14 protein-coding genes are annotated in these 18,193 nt (G+C 62.3%); 3 read left to right on the top strand and 11 right to left on the bottom strand.

Annotation, left to right across the window (positions count from 1 at the left end; all coding sequences use genetic code 11):
* Positions 1-74 precede the first annotated feature (74 nt).
* The gene (locus tag AC3WRD_RS25165; protein ID WP_096822106.1) at positions 75-1,565 is read left to right on the top strand and encodes an aldehyde dehydrogenase family protein; all 1,491 of its coding nucleotides are present in this window, start codon (positions 75-77) and stop codon (positions 1,563-1,565) included.
* Between the two features lie 16 nt (positions 1,566-1,581).
* On the opposite strand, the gene qhpG is transcribed toward AC3WRD_RS25165, so the two are convergent.
* The 7 genes from qhpG to AC3WRD_RS25130 all read right to left on the bottom strand — a co-directional run bounded on the left by qhpG (position 1,582) and on the right by AC3WRD_RS25130 (position 10,881).
* Positions 1,582-2,877, bottom strand: coding sequence for a flavin-dependent monooxygenase QhpG (gene qhpG, locus AC3WRD_RS25160; RefSeq protein WP_102621857.1), 1,296 nt, complete (start codon positions 2,875-2,877; stop codon positions 1,582-1,584).
* Complete coding sequence (gene qhpE, locus AC3WRD_RS25155; protein ID WP_102621858.1) at positions 2,874-3,551, bottom strand: subtilisin-like serine protease QhpE; 678 nt, start codon at positions 3,549-3,551, stop codon at positions 2,874-2,876. The genes qhpG and qhpE overlap by 4 nt, the downstream gene beginning before the upstream one ends.
* On the bottom strand, positions 3,541-5,259 hold the full coding sequence (locus AC3WRD_RS25150; RefSeq protein ID WP_102621859.1) for an ABC transporter ATP-binding protein: 1,719 nt from the start codon (positions 5,257-5,259) through the stop codon (positions 3,541-3,543). Before AC3WRD_RS25150 ends, qhpE begins: the two co-directional genes overlap by 11 nt.
* Positions 5,259-7,163, bottom strand: coding sequence for a sigma-54-dependent Fis family transcriptional regulator (locus AC3WRD_RS25145; RefSeq protein ID WP_102621860.1), 1,905 nt, complete (start codon positions 7,161-7,163; stop codon positions 5,259-5,261). Before AC3WRD_RS25145 ends, AC3WRD_RS25150 begins: the two co-directional genes overlap by 1 nt.
* 117 nt (positions 7,164-7,280) lie before the next feature.
* Positions 7,281-8,306, bottom strand: coding sequence for a histone deacetylase family protein (locus tag AC3WRD_RS25140; RefSeq protein WP_102621861.1), 1,026 nt, complete (start codon positions 8,304-8,306; stop codon positions 7,281-7,283).
* Positions 8,307-8,309: 3 nt separating this feature from the next.
* On the bottom strand, positions 8,310-9,548 hold the full coding sequence (locus AC3WRD_RS25135) for a Zn-dependent hydrolase (RefSeq protein ID WP_102621862.1): 1,239 nt from the start codon (positions 9,546-9,548) through the stop codon (positions 8,310-8,312).
* Between the two features lie 22 nt (positions 9,549-9,570).
* Positions 9,571-10,881, bottom strand: a complete 1,311-nt coding sequence (locus AC3WRD_RS25130; RefSeq protein ID WP_102621863.1) for an MFS transporter — start codon at positions 10,879-10,881, stop codon at positions 9,571-9,573.
* A gap of 162 nt (positions 10,882-11,043) precedes the next feature.
* On the opposite strand from AC3WRD_RS25130, the gene AC3WRD_RS25125 reads away from it, so the two are divergent.
* On the top strand, positions 11,044-11,979 hold the full coding sequence (locus tag AC3WRD_RS25125; protein WP_102621864.1) for a LysR family transcriptional regulator: 936 nt from the start codon (positions 11,044-11,046) through the stop codon (positions 11,977-11,979).
* On the opposite strand, the gene AC3WRD_RS25120 is transcribed toward AC3WRD_RS25125, so the two are convergent.
* Genes AC3WRD_RS25120 through AC3WRD_RS25110 form a run of 3 tightly spaced genes read right to left on the bottom strand, consistent with a single transcriptional unit; the run spans position 11,973 to position 14,952 of the window.
* Positions 11,973-12,902 (bottom strand): 2-hydroxyacid dehydrogenase, encoded by a 930-nt coding sequence (locus AC3WRD_RS25120; protein WP_102621865.1) that lies wholly within the window; start codon positions 12,900-12,902, stop codon positions 11,973-11,975. The genes AC3WRD_RS25125 and AC3WRD_RS25120 overlap by 7 nt on opposite strands.
* A complete protein-coding gene (locus AC3WRD_RS25115) occupies positions 12,899-13,654 on the bottom strand; it encodes a class II aldolase/adducin family protein (protein WP_096822115.1) in 756 nt (251 codons plus the stop codon). Before AC3WRD_RS25115 ends, AC3WRD_RS25120 begins: the two co-directional genes overlap by 4 nt.
* Entirely contained in the window at positions 13,651-14,952 is a 1,302-nt protein-coding gene (locus AC3WRD_RS25110; RefSeq protein WP_102621866.1) for an MFS transporter, read from the bottom strand. Before AC3WRD_RS25110 ends, AC3WRD_RS25115 begins: the two co-directional genes overlap by 4 nt.
* 144 nt (positions 14,953-15,096) lie before the next feature.
* Here AC3WRD_RS25110 and AC3WRD_RS25105 point away from each other — a divergent pair, with 144 nt between their 5' ends.
* The gene (locus AC3WRD_RS25105; RefSeq protein WP_102621867.1) at positions 15,097-16,056 is read left to right on the top strand and encodes a LysR family transcriptional regulator; all 960 of its coding nucleotides are present in this window, start codon (positions 15,097-15,099) and stop codon (positions 16,054-16,056) included.
* Between the two features lie 12 nt (positions 16,057-16,068).
* On the opposite strand, the gene mrdA is transcribed toward AC3WRD_RS25105, so the two are convergent.
* The gene (gene mrdA / locus AC3WRD_RS25100; RefSeq protein ID WP_102621868.1) at positions 16,069-17,961 is read right to left on the bottom strand and encodes a penicillin-binding protein 2; all 1,893 of its coding nucleotides are present in this window, start codon (positions 17,959-17,961) and stop codon (positions 16,069-16,071) included.
* Positions 17,962-18,193 lie beyond the last annotated feature (232 nt).

Below are 18,193 nucleotides of genomic sequence, written 5' to 3'. Positions count from 1 at the left end.
CAGCACGTTCGAGTATCTGGCACAGCCATTGCCAAGACCTGTTCAACGACAACGAACAACAAGAGGTCTTCACCATGCCCCTGCCCTATCTGCTTCCTGCCACCTCGGCTTTCATCCAGCGCCCGCCGCGCATGCTGATCGGCGGCGACTGGGTCGAAGCCGCCGACGGCCAGACCATGCCGCTGCACAACCCGGCCACTGGCGAAGTGTTGTGCGTGGTGCCTCGCGCCACCCCGGAAGATGTCGACCGCGCGGTGCTCGCCGCCCGGCAAGCCTTCGATGATTCGGCCTGGAGTCGCACCCGCCCGCGTGAGCGGCAGAACCTGTTGTGGAAACTCGCCGACCTCATGCAGCGCGACGCCGAACAGCTGGCGCAACTCGAATGCCTGAACAACGGCAAGAGCGCGGCGGTGGCGCAAGTGATGGACGTGCAACTGGCCATCGACTTCCTGCGTTACATGGCCGGCTGGGCGACCAAGATCGAGGGTTCCAGCGTCGAGGTGTCGCTGCCGCTGATGCCCGGCGATCAGTTCCACAGTTTCATTCGCCGCGAAGCGGTGGGCGTGGTCGGCGCCATCGTCGCCTGGAATTTTCCGCTGCTGCTGGCCTGCTGGAAACTCGGCCCGGCGCTGGCCACCGGTTGCACCGTGGTGCTCAAACCGGCCGACGAAACCCCGCTGACCGCGCTGAAACTGGCAGAGCTGGTGCTGGAGGCGGGTTACCCGGAAGGCGTGTTCAACGTGGTCACCGGCACCGGCATCACGGCCGGTTCCGCCCTGACCCACAACCCGCTGGTCGACAAACTGACCTTCACAGGCTCCACCGCCGTCGGCAAGCAAATCGGCAAGATCGCCATGGACTCGATGACCCGTGTCACCCTGGAACTGGGCGGCAAATCACCGACCATCGTCATGGCCGATGCCGACTTGAAAACCGCTGCGGCGGGTGCGGCCAGTGCGATTTTCTTCAACCAGGGCCAGGTCTGCTGCGCAGGCTCCAGGCTGTATGTGCAGCGCAAGCATTTCGACAATGTGGTGGCCGACATCAGCGACATCGCCAATGCCATGAAACTCGGCAACGGCCTCGACCCGAGCGTGGAGATGGGCCCGCTGATTTCCGCGCGCCAGCAGGAACGGGTCTATCGCTACATCGAAATGGGCCGGGAAAGCGGCGCGACCATCGCCTGCGGCGGCGAGCAATTCGGGCCGGGGTTCTTCGTCAAACCGACGGTGATTGTCGATGTCGATCAGCAGCATTCGCTGGTGCAGGAAGAAATCTTCGGGCCGGTGCTGGTGGCGATTCCGTTCGATGACGAAGCCGATGCACTGCGCATGGCCAATGACAGCCCTTACGGCTTGGGCGCGAGCATCTGGTCGAACGACCTGGCGGCGGTGCACCGGATGATTCCACGGATCAAATCGGGGTCGGTGTGGGTCAACTGCCACAGCGCGCTGGATCCGGCGCTGCCGTTTGGCGGCTACAAGATGTCCGGGGTCGGACGCGAGATGGGGTATGCGGCGATCGAGCATTACACCGAGTTGAAGTCGGTGTTGATCAAGTTGTAATGACTGCGCTCACGGCTCAGGGCTTGAACCCCTGAGCCAACAGCCACCCGCGAACGGCGCGTCCCTGCTCAAGCGTCAGCCCCGCAAACACCCGATCCGCCGGTTCATCGCGCAACCGCCGCACCAGCGGCGCCAGCTCTACACCTTGCACATGCCAGATCCCCAGCGGCTGATCCGCCGTAATCACCACCTCGGCCTCATCGACAAAACCGTCACGCAGTACCGGCATCCGCTCGATGCGCAGCGCGGCAAAATCCGCTGACGCATGGGCCGCTTCAGCGTCCGGCCATTGCCGCCGCGCCTGCCAGAACGGTTGATCGAGCCAACGCTGTTCATCGGCATAAAAGTCCCGGCCGATTCGCGCAAAGCGCAGGAACAATTGCTCCACTCGCTGACAGTGAAAACGTTGAGCCAGTGCTGCCCGTTCCGGTTTGCGCAACAGCGTGTTGATCACCACCGGCGCCTGCAACGCCGAGGACAGCGACTGAAAAATCCCGTTGCCGGACAGCGGGTCCACCGCCATCGCTGCATCGCCGACGCGAATCCAGTTTTCACCGCAAACCTGTGGCGCGAGAATCGCCGTGCTGCTGCGGGCGTGCAGTTGCAACTCCGACTCCACGCCGCCAGCAAAGAACGCTTGAGCAAAATCCGAAGCCTGACGCCGCGCGCGGCAGTGATCGAGCAACTGCGCCTTGCCTGGCAACCCGGCGCTGGCCACGTCCACGGTCCATTGCCAATAACATTGGCCGTCGTCCCGCCGGGCCATCCACGCCCAGCCGTCTTCAAGACTTTCCACGGCGCTGGCCGTCACACCCGACGCACCTTGCCAGCGATTGAGCAGGCTGACCGTCTCTGGCCCGCGCAAGCCTTTGCCGGACGCCGGCGCCTGCCGCCCCCGGGCTTCCACCAGGAAATCCGCAGCCAGCCTCTGCCCGTCATCGAGTTCTACCTGATGGCCGTCGGCCGAGGACTGAACATTCAGGATTCGCCCTTCAATCACCTCGACCCCGGCGACCCGCAGGTCTTCACGCAAACCACGATCAAAGGCCGGGCGATCCAGCAGAAACTCGATGTTCTGTGCATGTTGCTGGCCGTTCCATGAAACCTGTCGCTGGGACGGCAACGTGGCATTCGCCAAAGAATGATTCAACCCGGCACCGCGCAACGCCTCCAGCACCCGCTGCGAGACACCTTCGAGCGCTGCGAACCGCCGCCATTCACTGGCCAAGGTCACGTCATAACCCAGTCGTCGCAACCCCAACGCAACCGCCGCGCCAGCCGGCCCGGCACCGAGAATCAGGATCGCAGTCATGGGCCGAAACGCCGTTCAGGGCCGCGATAACGAGCGTGCTGTTTTAGCCAATCGATCACTTCAGCGTTGCTCGCCTGCGGATGCTCCAGCAGATAGCCGGCGATGTGACCGCTCAACGCTGCACAGCCCAGGCTTGCCCCGGACTGCCCCGGATAGGTGCCATGCACACACGCGGCAAAATCCGCCTGCGCACTGTCGAGCCATGACCATTGTTCATCGGTGCAACGGGCATCGCCGGTCACCCGCAGCACTTGCGGATAACTCGCCGGAAACACCGCTGCGCCCTGCGCCGGACTCGACGCACACAACAGAACACCACGGGCCACCGCCGCTGCGCAGGCCTCGCGCAACAGGCTGCGATCCTGACGCAAACCCAGGCTCAGATTGATCAGTCGTACGTCCTGCGCGACCAGCCAATCGATGGCCGCAGAAATCTGCAAGGCACTGGTGACACCGCGCTGATCAAACACCTGGGCCACACACATCTGCGCGACGGGTGCGCGGCGGCTGATCGCCTCGATCACCGCGCTGCCATGGCCAAGCGGATCGTCGCGCAGATCCGATTCCGCCAGTCCGTCCTCCAGCAACGAGAAACGCCGCCCGGCAATCACCTGCACCCGTTGCGCCGCCGAGTGTCCGCTGTCGACCACACCGATACGCAATTCAGGCTTCATGCAGCACCGTTTTCGAAATGAGCACACCGTCGAGCAACTCGAAACGCAGATCGGCATCGGCCAGGGTCGACGGACGATGGCTGATGAGGATCCGTGTGCGCCCGGCAAACAAACGGTCGATGGCTTCGATCACTTCACGCTCGGTCGATTCGTCGACGGCCGAAGTGGCTTCGTCGAGCACCAGAATCAACGGATCCTGCAACAGCGCCCGGGCAATCGCGATGCGCTGTTTCTGCCCACCGGACAATTGCTGACCGCGCTCGCCCAATGGGCTGTCGAGGCCTTCGGGCAACGATGCGATCAGGCTGTCGAGTTGCGCCAACCGTGCAACCTCGGCGATGGCTTCGCGGCTGGCGTCCGGCACGGCGTAAGCCAGGTTGTCGGCGAGGCTGCCGCGAAACAGCACGATGTCCTGACTGACCACGGCGATACGTCGGCGCAGCTCGAACAGTTCAAGTTCACGCAGATCCACCTCACCGAGCAGCACTCGCCCGGACTGCGGATCGTGATGCCGTTGCAGCAGGTCGATCAGCGTTGATTTGCCGACGCCGGATCCGCCGCTCAAGGCGACTTTCAAACCGTAGGGAATCGTCGCCTCGATGCCGCTCAACGTGCTCGGACGACCCGGATGGCTGAAGTGCACCGCGTCAAAACGCAACTCACCCGAAGTTGGAAACGGCTTCGGCATGGCTGGAGAAAACACCGTGGGCTCTTCGCCGCGCAACTCCATGACCCGCCCCAGACTGACGGTCATGCGCTGGATCGCCACGTACAACCCCAACAGGCTCTGCACCGGCCCGACCGCCATCCCCAGATAAGTGGAAAACGCGATCAGCGCACCGAGTTGCCAAGTGCCCTGCACCACCCAATAACCGCCGATCAAAAACGCGCAGGCACGGGACAGCGACGTCAACGTGCCGGGCACAGCCTGGGTAAAAAACTCGGTGACTTGCAGGCGCAGCAACTGGTTCATGTAGCCCTGCCCGAGGCTTTCCAGACGCCGTGCTTCACGCTGCTGCTGGCCGGCGGACTGGATGAATTTCATCACCGGCAGGGTCTCGACCATGAACGACGACATGTCCGCCGAACGCTCGCGCAACTGCCGCACATCGCGCTCGACCTTGCGCCGCATCCAGCGCAGCCACAGCACGTCGAGCGGGATCAGCACCAGCGCCAGCAATGACAGTTTCCACGACAGCGTGAACAGCATGGCGATCGCCACCACCAGGCCGATCACACTCGATACCGCCGAGAACAACGAGTCCACGGCAAAGCGCTGAATCTCTGCCACATCGCCGTCGAGCCGCGACATCAGATCGCCGATCCGCCGCTGCCCGTAGAAACTCGGCGACAGTTTTTGCAGATGCCGGTAAAGGTCGTCGCGCAGGGCAAACAGGATCCGCCCGGACAGCCGCGTGTGCAGATAACGGTTGATCCCCGACAGCGCCGTGCCGAGCAACCCGGCGATGATCATCAGCACCGCAATCAGCACCAGCATCGGGAAGTTCCGCGCCAGCAGCCCGTCATCGATCAGCAGTTTGATCAGCCACGGCTGCACCAGCACCAGCAGCGACGCGCATACCGACAGACCGAGCAGGCCGGCAATCGCCAACCGCTGCGGCCGCACGAAACCGTACAACCAGCGCAGCGCCGCTTGCAGCGCGGCGGGGTTCTGGCTGTCGATCAGCCGCACGAACAGGCGCTGCATCACGAGCGCAACTGTTTGAGTTTGCGATACAGGGTCGCGCGGCTGATACCGAGGGCGTCGGCGGCGGCCGAGACATTGCCCTGATGGGTGTCGAGGGACTGGCGGATCATCTCCAGTTCGTTTTCGCGAATGCTGCCGGTCTGGGGTTTCTCGGTGGCGCAGAGTTCGTCGAGCATGCTGTCGGGCAGGTGATCGAGGGTCAGCACGGTTTCCCCCGGCTCGCGCATGGCCAGGGCGGTGCGCAGGACCATCTCCAGTTGGCGAATGTTGCCCGGCCAGTGATACGCGCCGAGCAGGCGATTGAGGTCGTCGTGCAGAACAGCATTCGGCGCATCGAGTTTGCTCAGCAGACGAGCGACCAGCGCACTGAAGTCCTCGCGCTCGCGCAAGGCCGGGAGCATCACGCTGATGCCGTTGACCCGGTAGAACAGATCCTCGCGAAATTGCTTGTCCTCGACCTGGCGCTTGAGGTCGCGGTGGGTGGCGCAGATCAGTGCGACGTCGATGTCCTGCTCTTCCCCGGCACCCAGCGGCGCGACCTTGCGATCCTGCAAAACTCGCAGCAAACGCGCCTGCAAGGCCAGCGGCATGTCGCCGATTTCATCGAGGAACAACGTGCCGCCGTGGGCCTGTTGCAGGCGTCCGATCATGCCGCCGCGGCGCGATCCGGTGAACGCGCCTTCGCGGTAGCCGAACAGTTCTGACTCGATCAGGCCTTCGGGAATTGCCGCGCAGTTCACGGCCACAAAGGGTTTGTCGCTACGGCGGCCGGCCAGGTGCAGGGCACGGGCGATCACCTCTTTACCGGTGCCGGTTTCGCCGAGCAACAGCACCGGCAGCTCATTGGCCAGGCCTTGGCGAGCCATGCGCAGGGCGCGGGCGTAGCGGGCATTGTTGCCGGCCAGTGCTTCCAGATCCGGTTGCGGTTTGGCGGTTTTCGCCACGCTGCGTGGCGGCCCGCCGAGGTTGACCGAGCGCGCCGGGGCCCGCAGGGTCTTGTAGAAAAATTCGCCCTTGGCGGTCTGCACACTGCCGACGCCGCCCTGTTGCAGGCGGGTCAGCAATTGCACGCCATCGACCCCGAGAAACTCTTCGCAGCGCTTGCCAACCAATGCCGAACGCTCGGCCCGCAACAACTGGCAGGCCTGGGCACTGACCGCCAGAATCTGCCCGCCGAGACTGACCGCCAACAAGCCTTGCCACGGCGACTCCAGATACTGCCGGCGACTGTGGAAGGCGAGGACAATCTGATCGGGAAAACTGTTGTTGAACACCCGGCTCTCGATCTGGCTGACCGCCATGCTCAGCAGCGCGGTGCTGTCATGGACGCGGCCGAGAGGGCCTTCGCGGGTCAGGTCGAGGACGCCGAGAATTTCGCCCTGAGGGCAATGGATCGGCACCGAGGTGCAGGAAAAATCCGTGAGGCGATCGAGGTAATGCTCGCCGCAATCGATCAGCGTCGGCCGCGCTTCCACCAGCGCCGTACCGAGGGCGTTGGTGCCGCGGGCGGCTTCGCTCCAGCAGGCGCCGAGGGTGATGTCTTGCAAACCGCTGCCCTTGAGCCGATCGGCACGCCCTTCGACGGCGAGGATGGTGGCGTCGGAATTGGCGAGGATGATCAGACCTTCCTTGCCCTGACGCTCGGCCAGGTAATCGATGGCCGGTATCGCCGCATCGATCAGCAGGCGATTGCTCGCCAGCAAGACATCGAGACTCGCGCTCGATTCCAGCGCCAGCTCATGCTTGCCATTGAAATGCACGCCGTGGTTCAGGCTGCGCCGCCACGAAGCATCGATCTCCGCACGCAACACGCCATCCGGGACCTGCCCTTCGAGATGGAGTTTTTCCCGGGCCAGCCGGGCTTCGTGGTGAGACTTGGGATCGGTTGTTTTTATTAGAGTCATCAAGCGCTCCGGAGCGGTCCGCTTTGCGCTTTTTTACTTCAGCGCCCTGACGCCAATGTTTACGTTAACGTCAGGGCGATGGCAAGCACCACAGGGCACTTCATCAGGTGGATTGTCTCAGCGCTGCCACACCTCGCCATTCACGAAAAACGCCCGGGCGTTGTCTTCGAGACTTTCCAGGTGATAGCCGCCTTCCTGCACGATCAGGCATGGCAGGCCCAGGCTGCGGATCCGCTCACCCAATGCCGCAAAGCCTTCCCGGGTCACGGCGACTTTGCTTTGCGGGTCCAGCTCATAGATATCGAAGCCCAGCGACAGCACCAGCACCTCGGCGCCGAACTCGCGCACCGCGTTCAATGCGACGTCCAGTTGCCCGAGGAAGTCCGCTTCGCTTGAACCGTGGGCCATCGGCAGGTTGAGGTTGAAGCCCTCCCCCGCGCCGCTGCCGCGCTCGTCGGCAAACCCGGCAACACCCGGATAGAAATTGGTCGGATCGCCATGCACCGAGACGTAAAGCACGTCATCACGGTCGTAGAAAATCTCCTGAATGCCCTGGCCGTGGTGCATGTCGGTGTCGAGCACCGCGACTTTGCCGAATTTGTCGCGCAGCACCTGAGCCGCCACCGCCGCGTTGTTCACGTAGCAGAAACCACCCGCCGCTTCGGCCCGGGCATGGTGCCCCGGTGGACGGCACAAAGCGTAGGCCGCCGGCTCACCATCGATCAACGCCTGAGCCCCGGCCACCGCGCTTTGCGCCGACCAATAAGCCGAGCGCCAGGTCTGTTCGCCGACCGGGCAACTGCCATCCGCCAGATAGCGCGCAGCCTGGGCGAGGATGCCGCGCAAGGCGTTGGGTTCGCGGACGAAGATGTTCGACATCACTTCATCGCCCCAGTCTTCGGGGATTTCTTTCCAGCGTGCGTGGGCTTCCTGAAGAAAGGTCAGATACGGCGCGCCATGCACCGCCAGCAACGGTGCGAGGCCGGCATCGACAGGCTGCTCGACACTGAAGCCCAAATTAAGGGCGGCCTGCACCAGACGTTGCGCACGCTCGGGGACTTCCTGCGGCGTGCGCATCTGCCCGCGCGAGTAATAGCTGCGTGGATGGTGAAGCAATTGTTCGGGGTGAAAAAAACTGCGCATGGTTCAGACTCCCTGTTCGATTCGACCGGCGCGGGCCAGCACGGCGTTCAGCAATACGTCGGTGCCCTGCTTCACGTCTTCGGGCAGCACGTCTTCGGCTTCGTTATGGCTCAAGCCACCGACGCACGGGATGAACACCATCGCCGTCGGGCAGTAGCGCGCCAGGTGAATCGCGTCATGCCCGGCACCGCTGACAATCGACTGCTGAGCGTAGCCCAGCGCATCCACCGCCTCCTGCACGGCCGCCACACATTCGGCGTCGAACGGGGTGGCCGGGCTGATCCAGTGCGGGGTAATCGTCAGGTTCAGGCCACGACCGTCGGCGATCGCCTGCAAGCGGGCGCGGACTTGTTGCTCCATGGCGGCGATGGCGTCGTCGCGGTGATGACGCAGATCGACGGTGAAATTCACCAGCCCCGGAATGGTGTTGCGCGAGGATTTGTTGATGTTCAACTCACCGACGGTGGTCAGGCCTTCGGGGGCAAAATCTGCGGCCAGACCTTCAATCGCCTGAATCATCCGCGCCACGCCGTACAAGGCGTCCTTGCGCAGCGGCATCGGCGTGGTGCCAGCGTGAGCGGCCATACCTTCGACACGCACGTCGAGCCAGCGGATCGCCTGACCGCCCGTGACCACGCCGATGCTCTTGGCGTTGTCTTCAAGGATCGGACCCTGCTCGATATGCGCTTCAAAATAGGCATCCACCGCGCCGCCCAACGGACGCTCACCGGCGTAACCGGTACGCTGCAAGGCCTCGGCAACGCTGATGCCATCGACATCGCGCACCGCCAGCGCGGCGTTCAGCTCCATGATCCCGGTGAACACTGCCGAGCCGAACATGGCCGGGGTAAAGCGCGCACCTTCTTCGTTGGTCCACACCGCCACTTCCAGCGGTTTGCGAGTCTGGATGTTCAGGTCGTTGAGGCAACGCACCACTTCCAGCCCGGCGAGCACGCCGTAGACGCCGTCGAAACGCCCGCCTTCGGGCTGGGTGTCGAGGTGGCTGCCCATCATCACCGGTGCAGCGTCCGGATCGGTGCCGGCGCGGCGAGCGAACAGGTTGCCGATGGCGTCCACGCTCAAGGTCATGCCGGCTTCCCGGCACCAGTGGGCGAACAGTTCGCGGCCGGCCTTGTCTTCGGCGCTCAATGCCAGACGGCAGCTGCCGCCCCGGGCTGTCGCACCGATTTCGGCCATGGCCATCAGGCTCGCCCACAGGCGTTCGCCATTGATCTTCAACATGAGGTTCTCCTGAAATTCCGGGTTAGGCACGGGCCATTTCCGCGCGATGGGCACTGGCGTGACGACGGGCGAGGGACAGCACGCAGACCAGCGAAATGCCGGCGATCAGGCTGTAGAACACCGCCATCGGCCACCATTGCCCCGTGAACCTGTGCGCCAGCAGCGTGCCGATCAACGGCGTCAGCCCACCGGCCACCGCGCCGCAGATCTGATAGGCGAGCGAGATTGCGGTGTAGCGCACGCGGGTCTCGAACATGCCGCTGACGTAACCGGCGATCACCGCGTAGAACGACGCCATGCACACCACCGCCAGCGCGATGCCGAGGATGATCAGCGGCGCCTGGGCCGAACTGACCAGCACAAACATCGGATATGGCGAGGCCATCGCCAGCAACGACACGAGACACAGGAAACGCGTCGCGCCGATCTTCTCCGCCGTCCACGCGGCCAGCGGCTGAATGCAGAACTGGATGATCGCGACGAAGAACAGGCATTCGAGAATCAGCGAACGTGGCAGCGCCAGTTGCTGAGTGGTGTAGGCGATCATGAAGGTGTTGGTGAAATACACCCCGGCAATGCCCAGCGTGTTGGCGCCGATGCACAGCAACAGCGGACGCCACGCGGTGCGCAGGACTTCCATTACCGGCGCCTGCTCTTTCTTGATTTGCTTGCTGGCCTGCTCGCGGCTGGCGAGGAATTCCGGTGACTCGTTCACGCCCAGACGAATCGCCAGGCCCACCAGCAGCAACAACGCACTGGCGAGGAACGGCAGGCGCCAGCCCCAGCTCATCAGATCCTCTTCCGGCAAACGGGTCACGGCACTGAAGGCCAGCAGCGACAGAATCAACCCCGCCGGGCTGCCCAGTTGCGCGAATGACGCGAAGAAATTACGCCGGCCCTTCGGCGCGTGCTCGCCAGCCATCAACACCGCCCCGCCCCACTCGCCACCAACGGCAATCCCCTGGACGATGCGCAACAGAATCAGCAGCACCGGCGCCGTCGCGCCGATCTGCGCGTAGGTCGGCAGCAGACCGATGCACACCGTGACCACGCCCATCATCAGCAAGGTGATGATCAGCGATTTCTTGCGGCCGATGCGATCGCCGATATGACCGAAGATGATCCCGCCCAACGGCCGGGCAAAGAAGCCCACGGCGAAGGTGCCGAACGCAGCCATGGTGCTGAACAGTGGATCGTCGGAAGGAAAGAACAGCGCACCGAAGACCAGTGCGGCGGCGGTGGCGTAAATGTAAAAGTCGTACCACTCGATCATGGTGCCGATGAAAGCAGCGGCCGCCGCACGGCGCGGCTGGTTCGAAGCGTGAGGCTTCATGGGTCGGGCTCCTTTGATTGTTTTTCTGGCAGGAGGGAAACGGTCAATCCGAGGCGCTCTGACGGCGCCTGTCGTGGGGTGATTTATCGTCCCGGGGCTATGATTAGTCAATTTTCTATTTATTATTCCGACTATTACCAAACCTTATAATCGAGAGCCGCCATGGCCGAACGTGATGTGCAACGCCTGCTCAACGACCGCCTCGACTGGAACCTGCTGCGCACCTTTCGGGTGATCGGCCAGGAGCTGAGCATCAGCCGCGCCGCCGCGCGCCTGCACCTGACCCAACCGGCGGTGAGCCAGGCGCTCAAGCGTCTTGAGGAACAACTGGGTCGCCAGTTGATCGCTCGACGCGGCCCGCGATTTGCCCTTACCGAAGTCGGCGAGCAAATCTTCGAACTGGCGGGCGAGATCTATGGGCAGATGTCCCAGGTCAGCAGCCTGCTGGAGCAACCGGCCGACGAAGTGATCGGCAAGGTGCGGCTGCTGATCATCAGCCGGATCTTTTCCGAGCGCTTCGATGACTTCCTCGCTGACTTCCATCAGCAGTATCCACGGGTCGATCTGGAGGTTGATGTGATGCGCAGTTCGGACATCGTCAGCGCTCTTCAGGAGAAAACCGCGACCCTCGGCCTGAGCCTCAATCGCCGCCCGCAACCGCGTCTGGAACAGCGCCTGTTCCTGCGTCAGCGCTATGCATTTTTCTGTGGCAAGCACCACGCGCTGTTCGGTCGACAGGACATTGGCGAAGGCGATTTGCAGCGGGAGAATTTCGTCAGTTTTACCAGCGACCAGATTGGCGGGATGCTCTCGCCACTGACGATTTTTCGTGATCAGCAAGGTTTCAGCGGACGCATCGTTGCCTCATCGCCAAGCCTGGAGGAAGTGCGCCGACTGGTGATCGCCGGGTTCGGTATCGGTTGTTTGCCGGAGCACGTGGTGGCGGCGGACGTCGAGGCCGGATTGCTCTGGCGCCTGCCGCCTCACGAGGGCATTGCCGACGTCGACATTCATCTGCTGTGGAACCGCGAGCAGCGCATGAGCCGTGCCGAAACGCTGTTCATCGAACGCTTGCAAGCCTGCCTGGCGGATCAATAACCGAGCAGTCGATCCGCGCTGTTGATCAGCGGTTCACCGGCATTCAAACGGCGGAAGTTCTCGGCAATCTGCTCGGCGATGCAATCGTGGGAGGCCGCCGAAGCCATGTGCGGGGTGATGGTCACGCCCGGCGTTTTCCACAGCGGATGATCGGCGGGCAGCGGTTCCTGCTCGAAGACATCGAGCAGCGCACCGCGCAGTTTTCCACGGGCCAGAGCCTGTTGCAGATCTTCGATGTTCAGATGCCCACCGCGCCCGACGTTGACCAGCGCCGCGCCGTTGGCCAGCCGTTCGAAGGTCTGGCGATTGAGGATGCCGCGAGTCTCGTGAGTCAGCGGCAACAGGTTGATCAGCAACTCCACGCCGTCGAGAAACGGGTTGAAAGCATCGGTGCCGGCGAAGGTCTGCACGCCCGGAAAATCCTTGCTGCTGCGCGCCCAGCCACGTACGTCGTAACCGGCGGTGGCCAGGTCTTGGGCAATTGCGCTGCCGAGTGAACCGAGCCCCATCACACCGATCCTGAATTGACTGGCCGGGCGTTGCAGCGGTCGCTCCCAATGCTGTTGGCGCTGTTGCTCAAGCACCTGATCGAAGCCGCGATGATAGTGAATCACCGCCCAGCGCACGTACTCGGTCATGCCTTGGCGATGGCCGGGATCGACCACCCGGCACACCGGCAAATCGGGGCACGACGGATCGTGCTCCAAATGATCGATGCCGGCGGCAACCGAGTGAATCACTTGCAGATTGGGCAACGCGGCAAGGCTGCCCGGCAGCGGAAACCAGCACGCCGCGATCTGCGCATTCGCCGCTTGGGGATCGTCGGCCAGCACCGCCGAGAGCTGCGGCGCGCGGCGGGCAAAGGCTTCCTGCAATTGTTTGAGCAACAGCGTGTCGCGTGACATCAGTGCAACGGTGTTCATGACAGATAGGACTCGCGCTGGGATTCGATCAGGGTCAAGGCAGCCTCCCAGGCCAGGTCGATGATGTTGTCCTGCTCGTCGCGGTCAAACTGCTCGGCGGTGTGGGCGCAGACTTCCGGCGACGGGTAATGCAGCTCACAACCGCCGGCCAGTGCTTGCACTTGCGCCTGGCAGGCACGCTCCAGAAAGTGGATTTCCTGGAATGCCTGGGCCACGCCGGAACCGCCGACCAGCAAGCCGTGATTGCGCAGGATCATCGCCCGGTGCGGACCGAGATCGGCGATCAAGCGCTCGCGCTCATCCAGCGACAACGCGATGCCTTCGTAGGTGTGATACGCCAGTTTTCCGTAGAACTTCAGCGCGTGCTGACTGATCGGCAGCAGACCTTGCTTCTGCGCGGCGACGGCCATACCCGCAGCGGTGTGGGTATGAATCACGCAGTTCAGATCCGGCCGCGCCATGTGGATCGCCGAGTGGATCACGAACCCGGCAGCGTTGACCCGATGCCCGGCGTATTCAGGGTCGACAATGCGCCCGTCCTGATCGATGCGCACCAGATCGGAGGCACGCATGCGGTCGAAGATCACCCCGTAGCGGTTGATCAGGAAATGATGCTCCGGCCCCGGAATCCGCAGGGTGATGTGGGTGTCGATCAGGTCGGTCATGCGAAAGTGCGCGATCAAGCGGTACAGCGCGGCGAGCTCGCAGCGGGCTTGCCATTCGATCGGGTCAATGTGGGCGGGTTTACTCACGAATACACCTCTTTGCTTGTGTGAAGAACAACCGGGTTGGCCCGCAGGCGTGCGAGGCCACAGACACCGATCAGCGACAGGGCGGACAGCAGCGTGAAGAACACCGCCAACGGCAGCCACTGCCCGGAAAACTTGCTGGCGAGCAGCGTGCCGATCAGCGGCGTGGTGCCGCCGGCCAAGGCGCAGCTCAACTGGTAGGCGATGGAAATGCCCGAGTAGCGCAGGTGCACCGGGAACGCCTGGGTCATGTACCCGGCGATCACCGCGTACAAAGCCGAGAGAATCACCACCGCGACGGCGATGCCGAGAGTCATCAGCAGGATGTTCTGAGTGCCAACCAGCAGGAACATCGGGTACGGCGTGACCATGCACAGCAACGCGACCAGCATCAGGAACCGCCCTTCGCCGATGCGCTCGGCGAGCAGCGCCGACAGCGGTTGCGAGAGCAATTGAATGACCGTCACCAGAAACAGGCAGTCGAGAATGGTCGCCCGCGGGATACCCTGATATTGGGTGACGTAGGTGATCATGAAGGTGTTGGTGAAAAAGAATCCGGCCGAACCGATGGTCACGGCGGCAGCAGCGAACAGGATCTGTCGCCAGCACTGGCGGATCACATCCTTCACTGGATATTGGGCGGTTTCGTTGTTGTCCCTGGCTTTGGCGAACTCCGGCGATTCATGCACACCGGAACGGATCATCAAGCCGACCATCATCAGCACACCGCTGGCGAGAAACGGCAGACGCCAGCCCCAGGCGAGGAAGTCTTCCGGCGACAGCGACGTCACCAGACGGAATGCAATCAACGCCAGCAGCAAACCCGCCGGGCTGCCGAGTTGGGCGAACGAGGCATAGAAGGTCTTGCGTTTGGCCGGTGCGTGTTCGCTGGCCATCAATACCGCCCCACCCCACTCGCCACCGACGGAGATGCCCTGGATCAGGCGCAATACGATCAACCCGATCGGCGCCCAGATGCCAACGCTGGCATAACTCGGCAGCAGACCGATGCCCGCGGTGGCCAGGCCCATCAGCGCCATGGTCACCAGCAGCATTTTCTTGCGACCGAGGCGATCGCCCAAATGGCCGAACACCATGCCGGCCATCGGGCGGGCGATGAAGCCGACGGCGAAACTGCCGAACGCGGCGAGCGTGCTGGTCACCGGGTCGTTGCTGGGAAAGAACACTTGCCCGAGCACCAGTGCGGCGGCGGTGGCGTAGATGTAGAAATCATAGAATTCGATGGTCGTGCCAATGAAGGCAGCGGCCGCGGCGCGACGCGGCTGAGCGGTGGTGTGCATGCAAGAACCCTGTGTATTTATAGTTTTGGGCAGGTGTCGAGGCGGCTGACGGTCGCGCTCTGTGGCGCTTGTGGGCTTTATCGCTTCCGTGACAGGATTAGTCAATTTTCAAAAACTTATCTTTACTATTAGCGTGGCTACTGCATGACTTCTTCCTCGAATCCTTGGATCGGCCGGCGTTTTCTCAATGACCGGCTGGACTGGAACCTGCTGCGCACGTATCTGGTGATCGGTCAGGAAGGCAGCATGAGCCGCGCCGCTGCGCGTCTGCACATCACCCAGTCGGCGGTCAGCCAGGCGTTGAAACGCCTCGAAGAACAATTGGATTGTGTGTTGATTGCGCGCAGCGGACGGCGCTTTGATCTGACGGAAACCGGGGAGGAAGTGCTGCGGATTGCGGCGGATATCTACGGCGATATTTCCCGTTTGGGCACCGTGGTCGAGAATCGTCATGACGACGTTGTCGGCAAGATCCGCATCCTCACCGTCAGTGGTGTGCAGGCGCGGCATTACGACGAGTTTCTTGCGGATTTCCACGAAACTCACCCGAAAATCGAGCTGGAAGTCGAGGTGATGGGCAGCTCGAACATCATCAGTTCACTGCTGCAAAAGACTGCTACGGTCGGCGTCGGACTGTGTCGCCTGCCTCAGCCACGGCTGGAGCAGCGGGTACTGTTTCGTGAGCGCTACGCGTACTTTTGCGGACAACGGCATCGACTGTTCGGGCAGCAGAATCTGACGCTGGAGCAGTTGGCAGCTGAGAACTTTGTCAGCTTCACCAGCGATCAGCTTGGCGGTAATCTGTCGCCGTTGACGCTGTTTCGCGACCAGCAGGGGTTTACCGGCAAGATCGTCGCTTCTTCCACCAGTTTCGAAGAGATTTACCGCCTGATCTGTGCAGGCTTCGGGATTGGTTGCTTGCCAACTCACCTGGTTCGACGAGATGTCGAACAGGGCTTGCTGTGGCGCTTGCCGCCGGAGGACGGGGTGGTGGATTTCGATATCCAGCTGCTGTGGAATCGCGAACAGAAGATGACTCAGGCTGAAACGGTGTTCCTCGACAGCTTCCAGCACATGCTCAGCTTGCGTGAGCCTGTGCTGTGAAGCTGTGGCGGATTACACGTGAGGATCGCCCGGTGCCTTGGTCGGCGCCGCGTATTGCGGCTTGAGGTGACCGTCCTGGTCGAGTAGCCAGGCGTCCATGATCTGCCGCACCACGGGACCTGCGACTCGGCCACCGGCCTCGCCGTTTTCGATCATCACCGAGATGGCGATTTTCGGATGTTCGGCCGGGGCAAAACCGACGAACAAGGCGTTGTCACGATGGCGCTCGAGGGTTTTCTCGCGGTTGTAACGCTCGCCCTGCTTGATCGCCACCACCTGCGCGGTACCACTCTTGCCGGCGATGCGGTACTGAGCGCCGGCCGCCGATGCCCGGGCGATACCCCGAGCATCATGCATCACCATCTGCATGCCGTGGTTGACCTGCTCCCAGTCGCGGGGGTCCTTGAGCAGGATGTTCGGCATCGGGTGCTCGTCCACCGGCGGTACACCGTCGACAGTCTTGGCCAGGTGCGGACGATTCCATACCCCCTTGTTGGCAATCAGTGCAGTGGCCTGAGCCAGTTGCAGCGGCGTGACCTGCATGTAGCCCTGGCCGATGCCGAGGATCACCGTCTCACCGGGGAACCAGGCCTGACGTCGGGTGGCGCGCTTCCAGGCCTGGGAAGGCATCAGGCCGGGAGACTCTTCGAACATGTCCAGCGAGACTTTCTCGCCGAGGCCGAACATTGCCATGTAGTCGTGCAGGCGATCGATGCCGAGCTTGTGCGCCAGGTCGTAGAAGTAGGTGTCGTTGGAACGCATGATCGCTGCGTCCATGTCCACCCAACCGTCGCCACTGTGGTTCCAGTTGCGGTACTTGTGGTCGAAGTCCGGCAGTTGGTAGTAGCCAGGGTCGAAGACGCGGGTCTGAGGCGTGACCACGCCGGCGTCGAGTCCGGCAATCGCCACTTCAGGCTTGATCGTCGAACCGGGCGCGTACAAACCGCGCAGTACGCGGTTGAACAGCGGCCGGTCGATGGAGTCACGCAGCGCCGAGTATTCCTTGGAGCTGATACCGGTCACGAACAGGTTGGGGTCGAAGCTCGGGTTGCTGACCATGGCCAGCACTTCGCCGGTCGATGGATCCAGTGCAACCACCGAACCACGACGATCACCCAATGCGGCTTCGGCGGCTTCCTGGAGCTTGATGTCGAGGCTCAGGACAATGTTTTTGCCAGGAATCGGATCGGTGTGTTTCAGGACCCGCAATACGCGGCCCTGAGCGTTGGTCTCCACTTCCTCGTATCCGACGTGACCGTGCAGTTGCGGTTCGTAGAAACGTTCGATGCCGGTCTTGCCGATGGACTGCGTGCCACGGTATTCGACCGAATCGAGGGTCTTGGATTCTTTTTCGTTGATGCGTCCGACGTAGCCGATCGAGTGTGCGAAGTGCGCCCCGAGCGGATAGTTACGGACGAACTGCGGTTCGACATCCAGGCCCGGCAGGCGGAACTCGTTGACTGCGAGTACGGCGATCTGTTCTTCGGTCAACTCATAGAACAGCGTTACTGGTGTAAACGGGTGACGCGACTGCTTCATCGCCTTGTCGAACACTGTGCGATCTTCGGCTGGCAGGTGCAGGAGGCTGATGACTTCGTTCAGCTCCTGATTCACATCGGTGGCACGTTCGCGGGTGATGATCAGGTTGTAACTGGGACGGTTGTCGGCCAGCAGCACGCCATTGCGGTCGTAAATCAACCCGCGAGTTGGCGGGATTGGCAGGACATGGACGCGGTTGTTTTCGGAGATGGTCGAGTGGTAGTCGAATTCAACTACTTGCAGGATGTACAGGCGCACCACCAGGGCACAGCTGATCGCGAAGACGAACAAGGCACAGGCGACCAGCCGTTTATTGACCAGACGCGTCTCTTTTTCGTGATCCTTGATGGGGATTGGTTCAGGCATTTCTGCAGCAACTCGTTGACAAAAAATTGAGCGCCGATCCTTGGGCGTGACATCAGTCCGTTAAAAAACGAGCTGCACCATACCAAAAACCGAGCGGTCATTTCAGAAGGATTTCCCCAATGGTTGCCATCGCGACGGTCGGAAGCCCTTTGAGCACTTTCCTGCGGGCAAAACAAAACCCCAACTGCTTTCGCAATTGGGGTTTCGGAATTTAATCTTGACGATGACCTAC

This window comes from Pseudomonas sp. FW215-R2 (genome assembly GCF_058789255.1).
The sequence above is the reverse complement of the archived record's forward strand: the minus strand, read 5'-3'. Positions and strand labels throughout refer to the sequence as shown.